Annotated in this window: 26 protein-coding genes; 15 read left to right on the plus strand and 11 right to left on the minus strand. The window is 68.0% G+C overall.

The features are described from left to right. Positions 1–221: 221 nt before the first annotated feature. Positions 222–416: a DUF7455 domain-containing protein gene (locus QH195_RS01335; RefSeq protein WP_030521621.1), complete on the minus strand. Its 195-nt coding sequence runs from the start codon at positions 414–416 to the stop codon at positions 222–224. A 270-nt stretch (positions 417–686) separates the two neighbouring features. Between QH195_RS01335 and QH195_RS01340 the strand changes: the two genes are divergently transcribed. Further along, complete coding sequence (locus tag QH195_RS01340; protein WP_280424230.1) at positions 687–1,046, plus strand: DUF952 domain-containing protein; 360 nt, start codon at positions 687–689, stop codon at positions 1,044–1,046. Between the two features lie 56 nt (positions 1,047–1,102). Here the strand turns inward: QH195_RS01340 and QH195_RS01345 are convergent, their stop codons facing one another. Both QH195_RS01345 and QH195_RS01350 read right to left on the minus strand, forming a co-directional pair. Next, positions 1,103–1,771, minus strand: a complete 669-nt coding sequence (locus tag QH195_RS01345) for a response regulator transcription factor (RefSeq protein ID WP_280424231.1) — start codon at positions 1,769–1,771, stop codon at positions 1,103–1,105. Continuing rightward, complete coding sequence (locus QH195_RS01350) at positions 1,768–2,988, minus strand: sensor histidine kinase (protein WP_280434026.1); 1,221 nt, start codon at positions 2,986–2,988, stop codon at positions 1,768–1,770. The genes QH195_RS01345 and QH195_RS01350 overlap by 4 nt, the downstream gene beginning before the upstream one ends. A gap of 335 nt (positions 2,989–3,323) precedes the next feature. On the opposite strand from QH195_RS01350, the gene QH195_RS01355 reads away from it, so the two are divergent. From QH195_RS01355 to QH195_RS01385, 7 genes are all read left to right on the plus strand, one after another. After that, positions 3,324–4,736 (plus strand): ethanolamine ammonia-lyase subunit EutB, encoded by a 1,413-nt coding sequence (locus QH195_RS01355; protein WP_280434027.1) that lies wholly within the window; start codon positions 3,324–3,326, stop codon positions 4,734–4,736. Positions 4,737–4,870: 134 nt separating this feature from the next. Beyond that, on the plus strand, positions 4,871–5,686 hold the full coding sequence (eutC, locus tag QH195_RS01360) for an ethanolamine ammonia-lyase subunit EutC (RefSeq protein WP_280434028.1): 816 nt from the start codon (positions 4,871–4,873) through the stop codon (positions 5,684–5,686). Positions 5,687–5,923: 237 nt separating this feature from the next. Continuing rightward, positions 5,924–6,220, plus strand: a complete 297-nt coding sequence (locus tag QH195_RS01365; protein WP_280434029.1) for a hypothetical protein — start codon at positions 5,924–5,926, stop codon at positions 6,218–6,220. Beyond that, a complete protein-coding gene (locus QH195_RS01370) occupies positions 6,213–6,551 on the plus strand; it encodes a hypothetical protein (RefSeq protein ID WP_280434030.1) in 339 nt (112 codons plus the stop codon). Before QH195_RS01365 ends, QH195_RS01370 begins: the two co-directional genes overlap by 8 nt. A 2-nt stretch (positions 6,552–6,553) precedes the next feature. Next, entirely contained in the window at positions 6,554–6,811 is a 258-nt protein-coding gene (locus QH195_RS01375) for a hypothetical protein (protein ID WP_280434031.1), read from the plus strand. After that, positions 6,804–7,112 carry a hypothetical protein gene (locus QH195_RS01380; RefSeq protein WP_280434032.1) on the plus strand — a complete coding sequence of 103 codons (309 nt, stop codon included), beginning with the start codon at positions 6,804–6,806 and terminating at the stop codon, positions 7,110–7,112. Before QH195_RS01375 ends, QH195_RS01380 begins: the two co-directional genes overlap by 8 nt. Positions 7,113–7,216: 104 nt before the next feature. Further along, positions 7,217–7,612: a DUF3558 family protein gene (locus tag QH195_RS01385; RefSeq protein WP_280434033.1), complete on the plus strand. Its 396-nt coding sequence runs from the start codon at positions 7,217–7,219 to the stop codon at positions 7,610–7,612. A 172-nt stretch (positions 7,613–7,784) separates the two neighbouring features. On the opposite strand, the gene QH195_RS01390 is transcribed toward QH195_RS01385, so the two are convergent. The 3 genes from QH195_RS01390 to ppgK form a co-directional block, all read right to left on the minus strand. Then, entirely contained in the window at positions 7,785–8,696 is a 912-nt protein-coding gene (locus tag QH195_RS01390) for a tyrosine-type recombinase/integrase (RefSeq protein ID WP_280434034.1), read from the minus strand. 109 nt (positions 8,697–8,805) lie between these two features. Then, the gene (locus QH195_RS01395; protein WP_280434035.1) at positions 8,806–10,176 is read right to left on the minus strand and encodes an RNA polymerase sigma factor; all 1,371 of its coding nucleotides are present in this window, start codon (positions 10,174–10,176) and stop codon (positions 8,806–8,808) included. A 168-nt stretch (positions 10,177–10,344) separates the two neighbouring features. Beyond that, positions 10,345–11,103 (minus strand): polyphosphate--glucose phosphotransferase, encoded by a 759-nt coding sequence (ppgK, locus tag QH195_RS01400; RefSeq protein ID WP_280434036.1) that lies wholly within the window; start codon positions 11,101–11,103, stop codon positions 10,345–10,347. A 221-nt stretch (positions 11,104–11,324) separates the two neighbouring features. Between ppgK and QH195_RS01405 the strand changes: the two genes are divergently transcribed. Then, positions 11,325–12,227: an inositol monophosphatase family protein gene (locus QH195_RS01405; RefSeq protein ID WP_280434037.1), complete on the plus strand. Its 903-nt coding sequence runs from the start codon at positions 11,325–11,327 to the stop codon at positions 12,225–12,227. A 28-nt stretch (positions 12,228–12,255) separates the two neighbouring features. Here QH195_RS01405 and cei read toward each other — a convergent pair whose 3' ends face one another. Further along, on the minus strand, positions 12,256–12,936 hold the full coding sequence (gene cei / locus QH195_RS01410; protein WP_280424238.1) for an envelope integrity protein Cei: 681 nt from the start codon (positions 12,934–12,936) through the stop codon (positions 12,256–12,258). Between the two features lie 393 nt (positions 12,937–13,329). Here cei and QH195_RS01415 point away from each other — a divergent pair, with 393 nt between their 5' ends. Further along, on the plus strand, positions 13,330–13,632 hold the full coding sequence (locus QH195_RS01415) for a DUF4193 domain-containing protein (RefSeq protein WP_062974319.1): 303 nt from the start codon (positions 13,330–13,332) through the stop codon (positions 13,630–13,632). Positions 13,633–13,645: 13 nt separating this feature from the next. Here the strand turns inward: QH195_RS01415 and QH195_RS01420 are convergent, their stop codons facing one another. Continuing rightward, entirely contained in the window at positions 13,646–14,161 is a 516-nt protein-coding gene (locus QH195_RS01420; RefSeq protein ID WP_280434038.1) for a DUF3093 domain-containing protein, read from the minus strand. Positions 14,162–14,213: 52 nt separating this feature from the next. On the opposite strand from QH195_RS01420, the gene dut reads away from it, so the two are divergent. Next, positions 14,214–14,708 (plus strand): dUTP diphosphatase, encoded by a 495-nt coding sequence (dut, locus tag QH195_RS01425; RefSeq protein WP_280424240.1) that lies wholly within the window; start codon positions 14,214–14,216, stop codon positions 14,706–14,708. 1 nt (position 14,709) lies between these two features. Then, the gene (locus QH195_RS01430) at positions 14,710–15,657 is read left to right on the plus strand and encodes a DUF3710 domain-containing protein (protein WP_280424241.1); all 948 of its coding nucleotides are present in this window, start codon (positions 14,710–14,712) and stop codon (positions 15,655–15,657) included. Positions 15,658–15,700: 43 nt separating this feature from the next. On the opposite strand, the gene QH195_RS01435 is transcribed toward QH195_RS01430, so the two are convergent. Next, positions 15,701–16,432, minus strand: a complete 732-nt coding sequence (locus QH195_RS01435; RefSeq protein WP_432278377.1) for an alpha/beta hydrolase — start codon at positions 16,430–16,432, stop codon at positions 15,701–15,703. 90 nt (positions 16,433–16,522) lie between these two features. Between QH195_RS01435 and QH195_RS01440 the strand changes: the two genes are divergently transcribed. From QH195_RS01440 to shbA, 3 genes are all read left to right on the plus strand, one after another. Further along, entirely contained in the window at positions 16,523–16,927 is a 405-nt protein-coding gene (locus tag QH195_RS01440) for an OB-fold nucleic acid binding domain-containing protein (RefSeq protein WP_280402285.1), read from the plus strand. A 3-nt stretch (positions 16,928–16,930) separates the two neighbouring features. Next, the gene (locus tag QH195_RS01445) at positions 16,931–17,644 is read left to right on the plus strand and encodes a DUF3159 domain-containing protein (RefSeq protein ID WP_432278378.1); all 714 of its coding nucleotides are present in this window, start codon (positions 16,931–16,933) and stop codon (positions 17,642–17,644) included. A 132-nt stretch (positions 17,645–17,776) separates the two neighbouring features. Then, positions 17,777–18,415: an RNA polymerase sigma factor ShbA gene (gene shbA, locus QH195_RS01450; RefSeq protein ID WP_280424244.1), complete on the plus strand. Its 639-nt coding sequence runs from the start codon at positions 17,777–17,779 to the stop codon at positions 18,413–18,415. A 39-nt stretch (positions 18,416–18,454) separates the two neighbouring features. Here the strand turns inward: shbA and QH195_RS01455 are convergent, their stop codons facing one another. Beyond that, positions 18,455–19,174, minus strand: a complete 720-nt coding sequence (locus QH195_RS01455) for a potassium channel family protein (protein ID WP_280424245.1) — start codon at positions 19,172–19,174, stop codon at positions 18,455–18,457. Between the two features lie 2 nt (positions 19,175–19,176). Continuing rightward, a complete protein-coding gene (locus tag QH195_RS01460; protein ID WP_280434040.1) occupies positions 19,177–19,842 on the minus strand; it encodes a potassium channel family protein in 666 nt (221 codons plus the stop codon). Positions 19,843–19,942 lie beyond the last annotated feature (100 nt).

Here is a 19,942-nt window from a genome sequence, read left to right on the forward strand (position 1 = left end):
CGGTTGATCGACGCGATCCTGCGCGGATGAGTCGTGGGGGGGGGGGGGGGGGGGGGGGGGGGGGCGCGCGGGGCGGGCGGGGGGGGGGTGGTGGGTGGGGGATGTTGGGGGGGGGGGGGGGGGGGGGGGGTGGGGGGGGGGGGGCGGCCGGGGCCCCCCCCCCCGCCACGAATAAGCGGTGTTCTGTTGTTCGATGCTGTTGTGTCGGACGCGTCGGACGGTCAGAGGGCGGGAGCGGACTCCGTGTCGATCACGGCGTCCAGCTCACGCAGTCGTTCCATATGTTCGTTCGCGTGATGCTGGCAGAAGAGCAACTCGCCACCTGCGGGCAGAACGGCACGCACACGGGCCGCCGCCCCGCAGCGATCGCAGCGATCGACCGCGGTCAGTGGGGTGCTAGTCAGGGTTCCTGGCATGACTCCTCCGTCCTGGCTTCCGGCACAAAGACCGTTCACCTGGTGTGAGGCCCGTGGTCACTCCGCGGGCTCGCTTCCGCTACTTCCCAGCAGTGGTATGACTACTCTGTCAGACGTTCGGGACTTCGGGTTTGTTCCCCCTGCGGAACCACTGTGTTTTCCCTAACACGACCAGCGGTTTCCGCCTGTGGCGAACACCGCGGGCCGGGTGTGGAATACCGGTGTCCCGCTGTCCCGTACGACTGTCGAGTTGTGTATCGGAGGTTACCCGTGCCCTGTGACACTCACACCCTTGTTCACCTGTGTTCTCCCGGTGAGTGGGCCACCGCACGGCAACTCGGTGCTCATCGGCCTGCCTCACTGGCCACCGAGGGCTTCGTGCACCTGTCCGCGCCGCACCAGGTGCACCTGCCGGCAAACCGGCTGTTCGCCGGACGATCCGATATGGTGCTGCTCCGGCTCGACCCCGCGCGGCTGGATGCCCCGGTGCGCTGGGAGCCGGGTGTTCCCGGCGACGATCCCACGCTGCGGTTCCCGCACCTGTACGGTCCGCTCCCGGTTTCGGCGGTGATCGGTGTGGAACCGTATCGACCCGGCCCGGACGGGATGTATCCACCACTGACCGGCTGACCTCCCATCGCCCACCCGGATATAGCCGGAGGGGATACCGATAACCCCCCGCGGCGTTACAGCCAGGCCCCCGATTCGCCCTCCGGCTCCGCGGCCAGTTCGCGCGCGAGGATCGCGGCCTGCACCCGGGACCGGAGTCCCAGCTTGGTCAGCACCCGCGACACATGCGTTTTCACCGTCGTCTCGCCGATGAACAGCCGGGCGGCGATCTGCGCGTTGGACAGCCCGGCGCCCAGGCAGTCCAGGACCTCCCGTTCCCGGCCGGTCAGATCGGCCAGGCCGGCGGGAGGTTCCGGCCGCGGCGCGGAGCCGGCGAATGCCTGGATCACCGCGCGGGTCACCTCCGGCGCGAGGACACCGTCCCCGGCCGCAACCGCCCGGACCGCGTCGATCAGGGCTGGTCCCGACGCGGATTTCAGGACGAAACCGCCGGCCCCCGCGCGAAGGCTGCGGAACACGTATTCGTCGAGGTCGAAGGTGGTCAGCACGAGGACCCGGGCCAGGCTGTCGCCGGTGATCCGGGCGGTCGCGGTGATACCGTCCACCCCCGGCATGCGCACATCCATCAGCACTACATCGGGCCGCAGGGCGCGGGCCTGGGTGAGGGCGACAGCACCGTCGGCCGCCTCACCCACCACCTCGATATCGCCGGCCGTCTCCAGGATCATGCGCAGGCCGGCCCGGATCGCGGCGTGATCGTCGGCGATGAGCACCCGGATGGTCACAGCGGTTCCCCCACCGGTTCCGGAGTCGCGGCGAGCGGCAGTCGGGCCTGCACCCACCAATAGCCCGATTCGGGACCGGACCGAAAGGTGCCGCCCAGGGCCGCGGCGCGTTCGCGCATGTTCGTCAGGCCGCGTGGCTCCGCGGTGGTGTCGGACACGGCCGACGCCGCTGCGGCGGTGGGGAGGGGGTTGCGCACTGTCAGGACGAGCGTTCCCGCCTCGGTGTGCACCTCGATTTCGACCTCCTGCCCCGGTGCATGTTTCATCGCGTTGGTGACAGCCTCCTGGATGATCCGGTACGCCGCTTGATCGACCGCCCCCGCCACCGGGCGGCCTTCGGTGTCTTGCCGTATCCGTACCCGCATGCCTGCCTGCCGGGCCACCGCGACCAGACCTGCCAACTGGGCCAGCCGGCCCGGCGCTGTGGTCTCCGTCGTATCGTCGTCACGACGCAGCAGACCGATCATGGTTCGCATCTCTTGCAGGCCCTCGACGCTGTTGGTCCGGATGGCGGTCAGAATGCCGGTCAGCCGCGGATCCGTGCCGGCTCCGTCGAGCCCGGCCAGTGCCGCCTCGGATTGCAGTGCGATGGCCGAGAGGTGCCCGGCGATCACATCGTGCAGATCGCGGGCCATGGCCTTGCGTTCGTCGGCCACCGCCGCCCGGCGATCGAGTTCCGCCACCTGCGTCAGCGCCCGCCGCCGGGCGCGTTCGGCCGCGGCGGTCTCCATATGCGCACGGACGGTCAGACCCCACCACAGCGACGTGCCGACGAACGCTGCTGCCATGATCAGCGCCAGCACCATGAGGCGCCAGTTCTCGGTCATCGCCAGAACCACGCCCGCGGCCGTCGCGGACAACGCCAACCACGCCACCACCGCCCCCTGCATCTGGCGACGGGTGCCGTAGACGACCGCTGCGTATATCAGGTCGGAGTAGACGAGCCACACCGGCAGTGTCGGCCCGAGCATCAGATCGAACGACAGCGGGATCAGCCCCACCACCATGGCGGTGATCGGCGCCCGTCGCCGCACCAGCAGCACCGCGCACACCATCGCCAAGAGCGCGAAGCGTGGCGCCAGTGGCGTGGACGGGCCGTCGGCGGAAATGAACAGCATATGGAAGCCGGCCAGGTACAGCAGGGAACCGAACGCGAACCAGACGCCCGCGATGACGACGTCCTTGCCCGTCGCCGATAACGCCGACCACCGTTGCATTCCTCAATCTCAGCACACGGTTCGCCGCGGGGAGTCCATCGAAATAACGATCCGCCGTCGTACCGAACACGCCCCCGCATCGCTGTGCCGATGACCGAAGGATGCGGATGCGGGTCCGGGTGAACATCCGGCACGGACCCGCATCCGGCGATCGGTCGGCACCGTGGGGCAAAGGGCGCACCGGAGATCTACCCGCCCGCAGTCCGAGGTCGAATCCGCCGGCCGGTGCTCCGGCACTACTGCCGGTATTGTTCATGGTCACGGCGTATTTCGGCCGTATGCGCTCTCGGCCACGCCCCGCCGACCGCAGCGGCCCGGACGGACGGGACCGGCGGATGACTGTCTATACCCAGCAGTTGGGCGGTACGAGTTATCGATTCGACGGTCTGGTGGAGGTGCTGGCCAAGGCCACCCCGCGCCGTAGCGGTGACGAACTGGCCGGGTGCGCCGCGACCACGGATGCCGAGCGGGCCGCGGCGCAGTGGGCGCTGGCCGACCTACCGTTGACCGAGTTCCTGGAACAGCCCGTGGTGCCGTACGAGACCGACGAGGTGACCCGGCTGATCCTGGACACCCACGACCGGGCCGCGTTCGCGCCGATCGCCTCCTGCACCGTGGGGGAGTTGCGCGATCGCCTGCTGAATATCGCGGCCGGGGAGGGCCTCTCGGATCCGGCCGCGACCCTGCGCGATCTGGCGCCCGGTCTCACCCCGGAGATGGTTGCGGCGGTCGCCAAGATCATGCGGAACCAGGATCTCATCGCGGTGGCGCGGGCGGTCCGGGTGCAGTCGGCGTTCCGGACCACCATCGGCCGGCCCGGTACGCTCGCCACTCGATTGCAGCCCAACCATCCGACCGACGATCCACGCGGTATCGCGGCCGCCGTACTGGACGGCCTGCTGCTCGGCTGCGGCGACGCCGTCATCGGGATCAATCCCGCCACCGATTCGCCGCGGGCCACGGCCGATCTGCTGGCGCTGCTCGACGATATCCGTACCCGGTTCGATATCCCGGCCCAATCCTGTGTCCTGGCCCATGTCACCACCACCATCGACCTGATCGCCGCGGGCGCGCCGGTGGATCTGGTCTTCCAGTCGGTGGCCGGGACGCAGGCCGCGAACACCGCGTTCGGAGTCGATCTGGGGTTACTGCGGGAGGCCGAGGAGGCCGGGAGATCCCTGCACCGCGGCACCGTCGGCGACAATGTGATGTATTTCGAAACCGGCCAGGGCTCGGCGTTGTCGGCGGGCGCGCATCTGGGTACGGGCGGGAAACCGGTGGATCAGCAGACACTGGAGGCACGGGCCTACGCGGTGGCGCGGGAACTGAGACCACTCCTGGTGAACACCGTGGTCGGGTTCATCGGGCCGGAGTACCTGTACGACGGTAAACAGATCGTCCGCGCGGGCCTCGAGGACCACTTCTGCGGCAAACTGCTGGGCCTGCCCATGGGGGTGGACGTCTGCTACACCAACCACGCCGAAGCCGACCAGGACGATATGGACACCTTGCTCACCTTGCTGGGTGCCGCCGGGTGCGCGTTCGTCATCGCGGTGCCGGGTGCCGACGATGTGATGCTCGGGTATCAGAGCCTGAGTTTCCACGACGCGCTCTATGCCCGCCGCGTGCTCGGCCTGCGGCCCGCCCCCGAATTCGCGGACTGGCTGGACCGGCTCGGGATGCTGGACGATACGGGCCGGGTGCGTGCGATACCGCCGTCGGCCTCGCCGTTGCGCGCCGTGCTGTAGGCGCGCCCCGCCGGGACCGCGGCCGCCGCTGGGCTGCTCGGACCGGCCGACAGGTCCGCCATTACCTCTTCGGACGTAGAACCGGCGCGGCCGAGGCGGTTCGGTGATGATCGGATTCGGTGAAACGAGGGACCATGGATATCGGTAACAACGGAGATCGGACGAACCCCGATTCCGGCCAGACGTTCTGGACCGGACTACGCACGCTGACCCAGGCCCGGATCGGTCTGGGCCGGGCCGGTGACGCGCTACCGACCCGCCGCGTGCTCGAGTTCGCCGCGGCGCATGCCCACGCCCGTGACGCGGTACACACCGCACTGGACGTGACCGCATTCTCGGCACGGATCGCGGCCCTCGGACTCGGGGAACCGATCCACATACCGAGCCGGGCGAGGGATCGGGCCGAATACCTGCGCCGCCCCGACCTGGGCCGGCTACCGGCCGAGGGGCAGATACCGTTCGACTCGACCCCGATCGGCGGGTCGTCGATCGGCGTCGTGCTCGCGGACGGCCTCTCGGCCCGGGCTCTCACCGAACACGGCCCGCCACTGCTCGAGGCGCTCATGGAATTACTGCGCCCGCGCTATTCGATTGCCGTGCCCGTGGTGGCCACCCAGGCCCGGGTCGCGCTCGGTGACCATATCGGTGCCGCGCTCGGGGTATCGACCGTTCTCGTCCTGATCGGGGAACGCCCCGGCCTCTCGGTCGCGGACAGTCTCGGCATCTATCTCACCCATCGGCCGCGCCCGGGCGCCACCGATGCGGACCGTAACTGTGTTTCCAATATCCATCCGCCGGAAGGTCTGGGTTACCGGCGGGCCGCGGAGGTGACGACGGGCCTGATCGCCGGCGCGCACCGGCTGGGCCGCTCCGGTGTCGAGTTGAAGGATATGTCCCGGGAACAGGAACTGCCGGGGCCCGCGGCGCCTCTCGACGAGAGCGGTCGGTAACCGCGTGCCGACACGCCACGGCCCCTGAGTATTCGCGGGAACCGGTGGTTCCGGCGACGCTCAGGGGCCGCGGCGGGAACGGGACTACCCGCGTACCTCAGTCCAGATAGTCGCGCAGTAGGCGTGTTTGAACGTTGTAGGTGACCAGGGGTTTTGCAGGTCGCCACCAACCGTTGAGGCAGGAAATATCACCGACTGAAACGCTGCTCTCCGATCACGACACAGGAGATATGTGTGATGAACATCCCAATTTCGGCGATATATCCAGAGACCGACGCGCTGCGATCGTGGGCGCTCGACTGGGTGGTGACGATCGCGGAAGTCCTCGCCGCCGCTGGTGAGCCCATTCCCGATGAGTGGGGTTGCCCGTCGTACCGGACGCCGCTGAACTTCGCCGGGGACCGCTGCGCCAATGCCGACGACCCGTGGATCTCCGCGATAGCCGACATCTACGCGGCGGATGGCCCCGACGAACTACGCCGGACCGCCACCGAGCTGCACCGGTTCGCGATGAAAGGTGGCACCGATGAGTGACCATGATGAGATCCACGAGGCAATGCGCCGCGCGACAGAGCAGGACAAGGAAGATCGCCGTCGTCGCCGGATGGCAGCATCTACCAACCCCGTGAAGGCTGCCCGTGACCGTAGGTACTACCTCGCGCATCGGCAGGAGATCCTGGCGCGGCAACGCCGCTACCGCGAGACCCACAGAGAAGCCATCGCGGCGCGTGACCGTCGCTACCGTGAGCGCTCCAAGATCCGTGGTGCCGAGCTACGCGACCAGTTGGAGGGGGTCATCAGGAAGATGGAGGAGTTCATGACCGCCGACGACAAAAATTCCAATGACAACCCGAAAGGAAATTGATCATGACGACCGTTAAGACTATTCGCTGTGACCGCTGCCACCGGCGCGGCCGTGGTGCCCTCCAGGACTGGAACTGCACGGTGGCGGGTGGCGAGATCGTCGGTGTCCTGTGCCCGGACTGCCAGACGGTCGAGGAATACACAGAAGCCGAAATCAACCTGTCCACGCTCGACTACGGCCGCGACGAACAGGGCCGCGTCATCGGTTCACCGAAAGGAAATTGCCAAGCCGATAAAGGAGAAGATCGCGATCATGAGTAGCACAGACGCACAGTTCGCCGAAGTTCTGGACACATTCGCCGCAAACAAGTGGGCGATCACATTCACGACCGGACACGTTGCGCGGCTTGAGCATTACAAGCAGGTCGGTGGTTATGTCCGCCGCACGAAATCGATCACCAACAAGATAGACGCCCGTGCGTCGGTAGAACTGGCCCCCAATGGCAAATGGGAACTTCGCCTTGCCAATTGGTTTACCACCACCTCCGAAGCAAAAAGTGATTATCTCAAGGCTGTTCGTCAACTCAAGAAGGCTGGTGTTCCCGTCTTCAGCAACCTCTGATACCGCAACGTCTACGGGCCGATCCCACCGCGTCTTGGCACACTGGCGGCACACTGGCAGGGCATCCGATAAGGTGGCCCGCGGAAGCCGAAGAAGGGGGATGCGTGTCCAGCCGATACCTACTGCCGGTAGTTGCCGCTGCCGGTCTACTCGCCGCCGGATGTGGGACGGACACCGTGGAGGGGGACCCTACGACGCCGACGACGGTAGCCGCGCCTGAGCCGTTCAACGTCTGCCAAGACCTGCCCGACAGCGCGCTACAGGCGGCCGGACTTGATCCGAGCACCAAAGATGTAGTGACCGATCCACCTTCCGGCCCGTCGTCGTGGCGCGTGTGCGCGTGGGACCCGGCCGGTATGCCGCCGCCGGTGACCTACGTCGTGGAGCTGTACAGCACGTCTCACACGATGGAAGAAACCCGGAACACAGGACGACCCGAGATGGCGTTCGGAAGTGGCAGACATCACAGCACCTATCGGCAAAGCCCGCTCCGCCAGTAGAAGCTTGCAAATGAATGAAGGTGCTGCCGACGTGCAGCTCGCGACTAAGGCGTCAACCCCCGGTTGCGACTATCAGCCTACGGGTGCCCGGTGGGCGAACCCGACCACAATGTTACCGACGGCGGTTGCGGGTGTGTAACTGAAGGCAGTCGACATCAGTGTCACGTAGGTGTCACAGATCACCGAGGTTAAGCCCACGTGCCTCGGCGGCGGCGCGTTCGGATGCGGTCGCGGCGGTGTAGCGGTCGAGCATGTCGCGGCGCTTCCATCCGGCCACCGCCATGAGACCGCCTTCCGACCCCCCAGCGGCTAGCCAGCGGGATGCGGCGGTGTGCCGGAGCAGGTGCGGGTGAAAGCCGTCGATACCGGCCAGGCGGGCGCGATAGGTCAGGGACTTGTGTAGTCCGTCGTAGCCGAAGCTCTTCCCGCGATCACCGAGCCACAGCGCGCCGGATTCGGATAGCAGATGACCCCGGCGGGTCCGTAGGTAGCGGTCTATGGCGCGGCCGGTCTGGGCACCGAACGGGATAATCCGGCCCTTGCCGCCCTTGCCGCGCCGCACGGTGGCCAGCCCTCGGGGCAGGTCGATATCGGCCAGCGTCAGCCCGACCACCTCACCCGCCCGCGCTCCGGTTTCGACCATCAACCGGACGATGGCCTCGTCGCGGCGGCACCACATCTCCCGGCCCTGGCATGCCTTGATCAGTGCCTTCACCTGATCCTCGGTCAGCGACGGGGTGACCTTGACGTCGAGCTTCACCGGTCGCAACCCCAGTAGCGGGTCGGTGTCGAGTTCGCCCTCCTCGGCCAGCCAGGTGCTGAAGCGTTTGACCGCGAGTTGGCGGGATCGGGCCGTAGAAGGTTCCGCACCGCCGTCCAGCAGGCTCACAGTGAACGCTTGGACAGTCCCCCTGGTCAGCACGGGGTCGGTACCGGTGGACTCACACCAGCGCAGGAACGCACGCACGCCATCGGTGTAGGACTTGACGGTCTGCGGCGCCTTCCGCTCGGCCCGCAACGCCAACTCCCAGGAGGGGAGCAGCGCCGCGAGGTCGACCGATTCAGGCGTGGAGCGTCTGGCCATGCCGCCCAGCGTACGCCCAGTTATCTTGACTGTGAGCGTTGTGGCGACCTACTATTGCTGCTTAGCGCCAGTAAATATGCTGGTCAGAGCAGCAATAGTAGGCTTAACCTCAGTCCAGATAGTCGCGCAGGACCTGGGACCGGCTGGGGTGCCGGAGTTTGCTCATGGTCTTGGATTCGATCTGCCGGATACGTTCACGGGTGACCCCGTACACCTGACCGATCTCGTCCAGTGTCCGCGGCTGGCCGTCGGTGAGACCGAATCGCAGGCGCACCACACCCGCCTCGCGTTCGGACAGGGTCTCCAGCACCGACTGAAGCTGATCCTGCAGCAGGGTGAAGCTCACCGCGTCCACCGCGACCACGGCCTCGGAATCCTCGATGAAATCACCGAGCTGGCTGTCGCCCTCGTCGCCGATGGTCTGATCCAGCGAAATGGGTTCCCGGGCGTACTGCTGGATCTCCAGCACCTTCTCCGGGGTGATATCCATTTCCTTGGCCAGTTCCTCCGGCGTGGGCTCGCGACCCAGGTCCTGGAGCAGCTCGCGCTGGATACGGCCCAGCTTGTTGATGACCTCGACCATATGCACCGGGATACGGATGGTGCGGGCCTGATCGGCCATCGCGCGGGTGATGGCCTGCCGGATCCACCAGGTGGCGTACGTGGAGAACTTGTAGCCCTTGGTGTAGTCGAATTTCTCGACCGCGCGGATGAGGCCCAGGTTGCCCTCCTGGATCAGGTCCAGGAACGCCATGCCGCGACCGGTGTAGCGCTTGGCCAGCGATACCACCAGACGCAGGTTCGCCTCGAGCAGATGGTTCTTGGCGCGGTTGCCGTCGCGGATGATCCAGTTGTAATCGCGGCGGATCGCGACCGGCGGCTTATCCCCGGCCTCGGTGAACTCGCGCATCTTCTCGGCCGCGTAGAGACCGGCCTCGATACGTTTGGCGAGTTCGACCTCCTCCTCGGCATTGAGCAGCGCGACCTTACCGATCTGCTTGAGGTAGGCACGTACCGAATCCGCGGAGGCGGTGAGTTCGGCATCCTTACGGGCCTGGCGCAGGGCCTCGGATTCTTCCTCGTCCCAGACGAAATCACCGGAGGCCTTGTCGGCCGCGGTGGGTTCGGCGGTCTCGGCCTCGGGTTCCTCCTCGGCGACCGCGGCCACCAGATCGTCGCTCTCGTCGGTGAGATCGTCCTCGGAGACCTCGAGATCCCCGAGGTCGGCCACATCCAGCGAATCGTCGTCCGGCTGCTCCTCACCCGGGCCGGGAGCGCCCGCGCTACCGGCCTTCTTTGCAGGGGCCTTCTTGGCCGCGCCCTTCTTGGCGGCCGCTTTTTTCGCGGGAGCCTTCTTGGCGGCGGCTTTCTTGGCCGGGGCCTTTTTGGCCACGGCCTTGCGCGCCGGGCGTGCCGCGGGAACTTCCGTGGCCTCGGCGTCGGCCGATTCGGCTGTCTGACGGGTATTCGTGGCTACCACGTACGCCCTTTCGTGACGGTCTCGTGCGGCGTCACGCCAGAGTAGTATTCCGGCGGAGCGGTCTGTCGGGTTTACCGGCTAAAACGCCGGTCGGGTGTCCGGCTCACCGCCGGGGTCCTTCCATTGTAACGATCGACCAGTGTGCCCCTGCCTGTGCGGCGGACATCTTCAGGGGGTGATTCCGGCATCGACAGCCATGGCCGCGCCTACGATACCCGCTGTGTTGCGCAGATCGGCAGGCACCACCCTGGTGCGGTTGGTCAGCAGGGGGATCCACTGGTCGGCGTCGCGGCTGATCCCGCCCCCGGCGACGAAAACCGCGGGCCAGAACAGGTCTTCCAGTCCGCGCAGCACGGTACTGACCCGGGTCGCCCATTCCGGGTAGCTCAGCTCTTCGCGTTCCTTCACCGAGGCCGCGGCGCGGTGTTCGGTTTCCATACCGCCGATCTCGAGATGACCGAGTTCGGTATTCGGGACCAGGGTCCCGTTGTTGAGCAGCGCCGACCCGATTCCGGTGCCGAAGGTCAGCAGTAACACCAGACCGTCGATATCGCGGGCGGCACCGAAACGGTCCTCGGCCAGCCCCGCCGCGTCGGCATCGTTGAGGACCGTGACCTCCCGGCCGTCGAGGACATCGGAGAACAGGGTCCGGGCATCGGTACCGATCCAGGACTTGTCGACATTGGCGGCGGTGTGGGCGACACCGTCGAGGACGACACACGGCAGCGTGAGCCCGACCGGACCGTCCCAATCCGCCTGCGCGACCAGTTGCGCGACGGCCGTGGCGACCGCGTCCGGAGTGGACGGTTGCGGGGTGGAGATCTTGATGCGTTCGTGCCGGAGTTCCCCGGTTTCGAGATCGACCGCGGCGCCCTTGACGCCGCTGCCACCGATATCGATCCCGAACGCGTGCCGTCGAGCGGACATGCGGGTTTCCCTCGTTCCCTGTGCTGGCTGCTGTCGTCTGGCGCCGCACCCGCGTACCGGCGTCGAACCGGGGCGCGCGCGAGTACTCGAACGGCGCTGATCCGCCACTCGGCCCCGCGCTCGCCGCCCCCGGGCCGACGTGGGCCGGTGTGGTGTGCACGACAAGAGTAATGTGCGCGCCCGGATGCCCGGACCGCAGGATCTGTGCTGCGATGGTAGGCGTGCCGGAATCGATTTGGTCCCTGACCGCTGCCACCGAACCCGCTCCCGCCGACGCCGCGCTGCTGCGCCGGATCGCGACCCATCTCGCCGGTATCGCCGCCGCCCACGTCCGGGCGCGCCGGCCCGAGGTATTCGGGCCCGCCGGCATGTCGGATACCGCCGTCCGGACCAAGAGCACTCCGACCGATCCGGTGACCGTCGTCGATACCGAGACCGAGCAGTTGATCCGCGACGAATTGGCCCGGCTGCGCCCCGGTGATCACATCCTCGGTGAGGAAGGCGGCGGCGATCTGGCCGCGGCCGGTGACGACGATGTGGTCTGGGTGGTCGACCCGATCGACGGCACGGTCAACTTCCTGTACGGGATACCCGCGTACGCGGTCTCGGTGGCTGCGGTGCGCGGTGGCCGTCCGGTGGCCGGCGCGGTGGCCGATATCGCGGCCTCGACGGTGTACGCCGCCGGGTCGGGCCTCGGAGCCGACCGGATCGGCCCGACCGGGAACGCGACCGCGCTGCGCTGCAACCCGGTGCGCTCGGCACGGCTGGCGTTGGTCGCCACCGGTTTCGGCTACGGCGTCGCGCGGCGGACCAGGCAGGCCGCCTACGTCGCCGAACTACTACCTCATGTGCGCGATATCCGCCGGATCGGCGCGGCGGCGCTGGATCTGTGCATGGTGGCCGAAGGGCGCGTCGATGCCCATTACGAGCACGGGCTCAACCCGTGGGATTGGGCGGCCGGTGGGCTGATCGCAGCCGAAGCCGGAGCGATGCTGCGATTGCCGCCGTTGGCGACCGGGGGTTCGGCGGGGGCGCTGGTGGTGGCCGCGGCGCCCGGTATCAGCGAGGAATTGTTCGCGTTACTCGACCGGCTGGAGATCTCGGCGCCGATTCCGGAAGCCTGAGCGGGCTCGGCAACGGCCTCGGTGGGGCTCAGCAGCGCGCGGTCCGGGCCGCCTCGAGCATCTCGGGGTCGATCTCCGGGCTTTCGCCGCTCACCGGGTTCTTCAGTGACCGGAGCACCTCTTCGGCGTCGTTGTTGGGCTGCAGATCGCCGCCGAACAGCGCGCCCAGGACCAGATCGACGCTGTTGTCGGTGCGTTTGTCCTCGATGAGTTCGGCGCACGGCACGGCGAGCTGGACGGCGGCCGCGACCGAGCGACCGCTTTCACCGAACCGGATCTGCCCGGTGCATTCGAGATCGCCGTTGGCATATATCGGATCGTTACCGTAAGGGTCGCCGGACACGCTGCCGAACCCGAGGTCGCCGAGTTGGGCGGCCACATGGGCGGCCTGCCCGCGCTGACCGTTCGCGTTGAGGACGCGCACCTTCGTCTCCGCCATCGGTGCGGGCTCCACCTCCGCCAGCGAGCTGGCGCTCAGCCGCTGCCCGGGCAGCGGCTGCGGGGCGGCCTTGGGATCGGTCGCCGGACTGGGGGCATTGCAGGCCATCGGCGTGTAATCGTCGTCATTGGTGGTCAGCGCACTGATCCACAGGGCTGAGCAGGTCAGCGTGAGCACAACGACCAGAATCAGCCAGGGGCGCATCCGTCGGCGCGGGTAGGGACGGCCTTTGGCATCCGTCGAACTGCCTTCGGTGATCAGTGAAACCACGTCGATACTGTACGTACCCGAGTCAGGGGTCCGCGCATTACCCGGTCGCCTGCGGGCGTGCCGGGCCGGCGCCTCGTACGGCGCCGTGACCCGGCGTATCGATTGCCCGGCGGTTTCGACACGGCTGGGTTTCGATTGCGACAATTTCCGCAGGGTCCGCTATTGTCTGCCCGCCCAGACCGAAACATCGGTGAGTAAATCGGCGATCGGTCGCGGGAACAAGCAGGGCAACTCACGCGTTGTCCGGACGCTATCGGCGATGTGTCCACAGATTCACGCTGATAGGAGACCGGTAAGCATGTGAAGTGCACCACCGGCGGGGCGGCTGCCGCGGTCGAAACCGACGGCGTGCGCCGATCCGGATATACGGAGTAAGGACGAGGGGAAGACGACATGGCAACCGACTATGACGCACCGAGGCGTACCGAAACCGACGATGTTTCGGAGGATTCGCTCGAGGAGCTGAAGGCGCGTCGCAACGAAGCCCAGTCCGCCGTCGTGGATGTCGACGAATCCGATACCGCGGAGTCGTTCGAGCTCCCCGGCGCGGACCTGTCCGAGGAAGTGCTGACGGTTCGGGTGGTTCCGAAACAGGCCGACGAGTTCACCTGTTCGAGCTGTTTCCTGGTGCATCACCGCAGCCGCCTGGCCAGTGAAGCCGGCGGTCAGCTGATCTGCATGGATTGCGCGGCCTGACGGCGGCGCGAGGTCATTCCGCGCTCGGAATTCCGAGCGCGGCCAGCACCTCTTCGGGCCGGCGCGTACTGACCAGCCAGTACGGCGTCGGATCATCCGGATCGTCGAGCACCAGCAGCACCATGGTGCCGATCCACGGGCGATGCTGGACATAGGCGGCCGGGTCGAGTTGGCGGCCCAGGGCCGCGGTTTTGGCGCTGCGGGGCACAACCGTCGCCCGGGACACGAAGGAGACCGGCAGATGCGCTCGGTCGACGCGCAGTTCCGGTGTTCCACTGCTGTCGGCAGCGACCTCGACCCGATGCCGGCTGAACCAGAGCAGAACCCAGACGGGGATCGGGAGCAGCAGCACATACGGCAGCCAGGCCCGCAGGCCGGGCGCTCCCATATGGACCTCCGCGGCGAGCAGGGCGGCGAGTGCGAAACCCACCGGCCACCACCACAGCGGCACCCAGAGGCGCTCGCGATGGGCGGGTGGCGCCGGCCGTACGGGGTGGCCGGATTCGGTGGGTCGGGGCTGGTCGGACACGACTCAACACTAAGCGACATGCCCGCCGAGTCTGCGCGTAGGCTGGTCGGACGTGAACGCACTCTCACCGATACCACTGCTCCGGCTGGATCCGGGGATTCCCATGCCCAGTCGTGCCCACGACGGCGATGCGGGCGTGGACCTGTGCACCGCCGAGGATGTCGTCCTGGAGCCGGGAGAGCGGGTGCTGGTCGGTACCGGTATCGCGATCGCGCTGCCGGTGGGCACGGTCGGGCTCATCCATCCTCGGTCCGGTCTGGCCGCCAAGGCCGGTCTTTCCGTGGTGAACACGCCGGGAACGATCGACGCGGGGTATCGGGGTGAGATCAAGGTGTGCCTGATCAACCACGATCCACGGACATCCATCGAATTGCGCCGCGGCGACCGGATCGCGCAGTTGCTGGTACAACGCGTGGAACTGGTGGATTTCGTGGCGGTGGACCGGCTCGACGATTCCGCGCGGGGCGCGGGCGGGCACGGATCCAGCGGGGGACACGCGAGTTTGACGCCGAACGGCGCCGGCGGCGCCCACGGCAAGGAGGCCTGACATGTTCGGACGACGGAAATCGGGCGGACGCAGATCCGAGGACGAACGGTACGACACCGGCGAATACCGCACGGGCGAGTACCAGGGCGATTACGACGAATACGACAGCGGCGGATATCACCGCGCCGGCGACGAGCCGTACCCCGGTGACTACGACGACAGCTACGACGACGGGTACGGCGGCGCCGCCTACAGTGACGCCTACGACGCGGCGATCGACGATCCCGATACCGAGCCGCACCGGCGCGGTCCCTACGACTACGACGATGTCGCCGAGGTGCTGGCGGAATTCACCGATACCCGGCTCGATCTCGGGTCGGTGATCCTGCCGGTGCCGCCGGGCGGGCAGCTGCAGGTCGAGATGACCCCGCAAGGCACTCCCCAGGCGGTACATCTGGCCACCGAACACGGGCGGATCACGGTCGCGGCCTACGCCGCACCGAAATCCAAGGGGCAGTGGCGCACGGTGGCGGCCGACCTCGCGGAATCGCTGCGCAAGGACGGCGCCCGGGTCTCGGTGGAGAAGGGGCCGTGGGGCCGTGAGCTCGTCGCCGTCACCGAGGGCGCCGATCTGCGGTTCATCGGTGTGGACGGTTATCGATGGATGATCCGTCTGGTGGCGGCCGGTCCGTCCGGGTCCACCGCGGTCGGCAGCCCCCTGGTGGCCGCGGCCCGGGCGGTGCTCAGCGAAACGATCATCCGCCGCGGCACCGATGCGCTCCCGGTACGCGAACCGCTGCCGGTGGTCCTCCCGCAACAGCTCGCCGAGCAGCTCACCGCGGCCCACCAGCAGCAGCAACTACAGCAGCAGCAGGCGCAGCAAGCCGCCGCAGCGCAGCAGAGCGCCCCCCGGCCGGCGCAGACAGGTTCCGTACTGCCCCCGCAGCAGCCACAGCAGCCGCGGCGTGGGGCGGAGGGATCGGCGATGCAGCAGCTCGGCCGCGGCTGACGGCGCGTCCTTCGCGAAATGGCCCGATGGAGCCGGGGCTGGGTCAGCGGGCGTACCGCAGGCCGAGCCGGCCCACCACCGCGGGGTCGGCGCCGAGCTCGTCGAGGGTGATCTCGGTGATCACCGAGCGCGACGCGCGGCGCGCCCACTCCCGGCCGATGGCGACCGGGTGCACCGGATCGTCCGCGGCGGCGATCACCGCCAGTGGGACCGCCAACGTGTCCAGCAGCGCCGCCTCCGGCCATTTGTACTGGGCGGCTTCCTCCAGTGCGTCCGGCAGTCCGGGCCACTGTGCGCGCCACGAGCGGGTGAGTGCGTCGGCGAGCCAGCGCGGGCTGCTCGCCCGCATCCGGGTGACGACCGGTTCGAGACCTTCCGCGCGCAGCTGCGCGGCGGTGACCGAGGCGCTGAGGGTGGCGGGACAGTGCGCTGTATCCGGGCCCGTCCAGGCCGGCAGTGCGGCGATGACGCCCGCCACGTCACCGGCCGCGCGGCGGCCGGCCCATTCGAGCGCTACTGCCGCCCCCAGGGAGATGCCCGCGGCCAGCACCGGACCTCGCGCGGCGGCGGCGTCCAGGGCAGCGAGATAACCGGCGATCACTGCACCCGGTTCGGGCTCGACCGCTATCAGCTCGAGCCCGCGTGCGGTGCAGGCGGGCTCGAAAGCGCGGCGGGCGAAATGCGCATCGGAGCCGGTGCCGGGAAGTGCGACCACGACTGCCGGACGTGGGGAATCGAACACCGGACCGAGCGTAGCGGTGCCGCCGGTACCCATCTACAGTGGCGGGTACGGCCACAGCCGGGCCGTAGCAGAGAATCTCGGATGACGTGCGACCCACGCCGTCCGCGCACAGGAGAGCAAGCGATGTCTTCCTCGGCAGGAAGAAAAGCGGGCGCCAAGTCCGCAACCGGATATTTTCGCAGGCTCGGCCGCAGGTTGACCGAGGATCTCGATCAGCTCGACGCCGAGGAGCTGGCGGAGTCGGCGGACGCTTCGGGCGCCTGCCGGGTCTCGGAGTGCCGGCGCGGTGAGGAGGCGACGATGCTGGGCAGATTGCGCAGTGTCGATTCGTGTCCGCAGGCCGCGGGGGCGAATGTGCAGGCGGAATTCTTCGACGGTACCGATGCCATCACGCTGGTGTGGATCGGGCGACGCCGGATTCCCGGTATCGAATCGGGCCGGCGCATCATGGTGCGCGGCCGTATCGGTGAACGCGAGGGCCGCAAGGTGATCTACAACCCCTACTACGAATTGCGCGGAAACAGCTGACGCATGGCATCGAGCGACGAGTACGCCACCACGCCGCTACCGCGGACCATCCCCGCCCCGGAATCGTCCGCGGACGATATGCCGGATGAGGAGCGCGCCGAGCCCGCCCAGCAGACCCTGCTGGAACAGCTGGGCGGTTTCTCCGGGCTGATCTACTCGACCCTGCCTGTGCTGGTGTTCGTTCCGGTGAACGCCTTGCTCGGGCTCACCGTGGCGATCTGGGCCGCACTGGGTGTGGCGGGTGCCGTGCTGGTCTGGCGGCTGGTGCGCCGGGAGCCGATCCAGCCGGCCGTCTCGGGATTCCTGGGCGTCGGTATCTGCGCGTTGATCGCTTGGCGCGTGGGGGAGGCCAAGGGCTTCTTCCTCTTCGGCATCTACACCAGTCTCGTATACGGTGCCGCCTTCCTGATTTCGATACTGGTCCGCCGCCCGCTCGTCGGCGTGGTGTGGGGTGTGCTCAACGGCCATGGCGTCGGCTGGCGCACCGATTCCCGCGTGGTGCGGTTCTACGATGTGGCGACCGCCGCCTGGGTACTGGTTTTCGGCGCCCGCTACCTGGTGCAGCACCATCTGTACGCGGCCGACAGCACGGGCTGGCTCGCCGCCGCCCGGATCGCCATGGGCTGGCCGCTAACCGCGCTCGCGCTGGTGGTGACCGTCTGGGCAGTACGCCGGGCCGGTCATCTACCTGCCTCGTCGGCGCGACACGCCGCCTGACCCGAATACTCGCGGCACACGCCCGGCCGGAAGGTGCCAGGGTGGCGGATGACCCACCCTTTGGTGTCTATCCCCGCCGCGCCGTTCATCGGACGATCGTTACAGAAGACGATCTGCCGAGAGGACTGGCGAATGCGTACCGAGCAGCACACGATCACACGCCCGGAGCGGGGGCGCGAGCATCCGATGCGGTCACAGAGCCGCCGGGTTTCCGCCGAACTCGATCTCCTGGTCGAGCCCGCGGCTGCCGGTGACCGCCGTGCGGTAGCCGAAATCCTGCGGCTGGTGCAGCCCCTGGTACAGCGTTACTGCCGTACCCGGCTGGGCAACCCCGCCCATCTCCATGTGACGGCCGACGATGTGACCCAGGAGGTCCTCATGGCCACCGTCGCCGCGATTCCCCGCTATCGCGATCAGGGGAAATCATTCCTCGCCTTCGTCTACGGGATCGCGGCGAACAAGGTGTCCGATGCTTTTCGCGGAGCGCAGGTCCACCCGGCCTACCCCGTGGCGGATATCCCGGAACTGGCGTCGACGGCAGCCGGTCCCGAAGAGTGGGCGCTGGCGGCCGAACGGGGCGCGGTGGCCCGCGAGCTCATGCAGCAGTTGAACCCGGTGCATCGCAAGGTCCTGGTGATGCGGATCGTGCTGGGTTTGAGCGCGGCCGAAACCGCGGCAGAACTGGGAACCAGCGCCGGAGTCGTCCGGGTCATGCAGTACCGGGCGCTGAACAAGCTGCGGGCCCGTGCCCAGCAGCCCGTCGCCGCCTGACGCCCGCTCCCAGCGGAGCGGCCGAGTGCTGTCGGGAGGTCAGTATTCGGCATCCTGCGAGGGTGTGAGGCCCGCAGCGGTGGCCGTCGGTTCGGCGGTGCCGATCGGCGCCAGCACCGAGCGCAGTTCTTCCTCCGCCTCGGCGGAGGCGACGAACAACAGTTCGTCGTCGCCTTCGAAGGGATCATCGGGCTGCGGCACGATCACCCGTCCGCCACGCAGGATGGTGACCAGCGCGGAATCGCGCGGCAGGCGCAGACTTCTGACGGGTTTGCCCGCCAGGATCGTATCGGGCGGCAGCGTGAGCTCGACGAGGTTCGCCTGACCCTGCCGCAGGGTCATCAACCGGACCAGATCGCCCACCGTGACCGCCTCCTCGACCAGCGATGCCAGCAGCCGCGGGGTCGAGACCGCGACATCGACCCCCCACGCGTCGTCGAAGAGCCATTCGTTGCGTGGATCGTTGACCCGGGCCACCACTCGGCGCACCCCGAATTCGGTCTTGGCCAGCAGGCTGTGGACCAGGTTCGCTTTGTCGTCGCCGGTGGCGGCGATGACGACCTCGTACTCCTGCAGGCCCGCGTCCTCGAGCAGTTGTAGTTCGCAGGCATCGGCGTGCACCCAGACGGCGTCGGGAACCGAATCGCGGTCGATATGGTCGAGCTGGCGTTCGAGCAGCATGACAGTGTGCCCGGAACGCAGCAGTTCGCGCGCGATGGAACGGCCGACGGCCCCGGCTCCGGCAATGGCCACCTTCATGATCAGTCCTTGTTCGCTGGGGGTTTCGCGGCCAGCGCGACCGCCTCACCGGCGGAACCGGAGGTCGCGGCCACGTACACGGTGTCGTCGGCCTGGACGACGGTTTTGGCGTCGGGCAGGACGCCCTGCCCGAAGCGGATGATGAACGCGACCCGGGCGCCGGTGGCACTCTCCAGATCGCGCACAGTGCGCCCGTACCAGTCCTCGTGCAGGATCAGCTGAGCGACGGCGACGGTGCCGGTGGGGTCGCGCCACGTGGTGGTGCCCGCATCGCCCAGCAGGTTGTGCAGGAAACGGTCGGTGGTCCAGGGCACGGTCGCGATGGTCGGGATACCCAGCCGCTCGTAGACGGCGGCGCGTTTTGCGTCGTAGATCCGCGCGACCACGCGTTCGATACCGAACATCTCACGCGCCACCCGGGCGGAGATGATGTTGGAGTTGTCGCCGGAGGAAACGGCCGCGAAGGCTCCGGCTCGTTCGATACCCGCCCGGCGCAGTACATCGCGATCGAAACCGACCCCGGTGACCCGTTCGCCCGGGAAATCGTCGCCCAGTCGCCGGAACGCGTCCGGGTTCCGGTCGATCACGGCGACCTCATGCCCTATCCGGACCAGGGCGCGGGCCAGTGAGGCCCCCACTCGTCCGCATCCCATGATCACCACGTACACCGTGAATCCCGCTCCTGACTCGGTACTGCCGACAGCCGCGCCCGCTACTGCGACACGGCTTCGCGGCGAGTGCTCCCGCGTAGCCACGCGGTTGCCGCGA

The organism is Nocardia carnea (assembly GCF_029868855.1).
GTDB classification, from domain to species: Bacteria; Actinomycetota; Actinomycetes; order Mycobacteriales; family Mycobacteriaceae; genus Nocardia; species Nocardia carnea_A.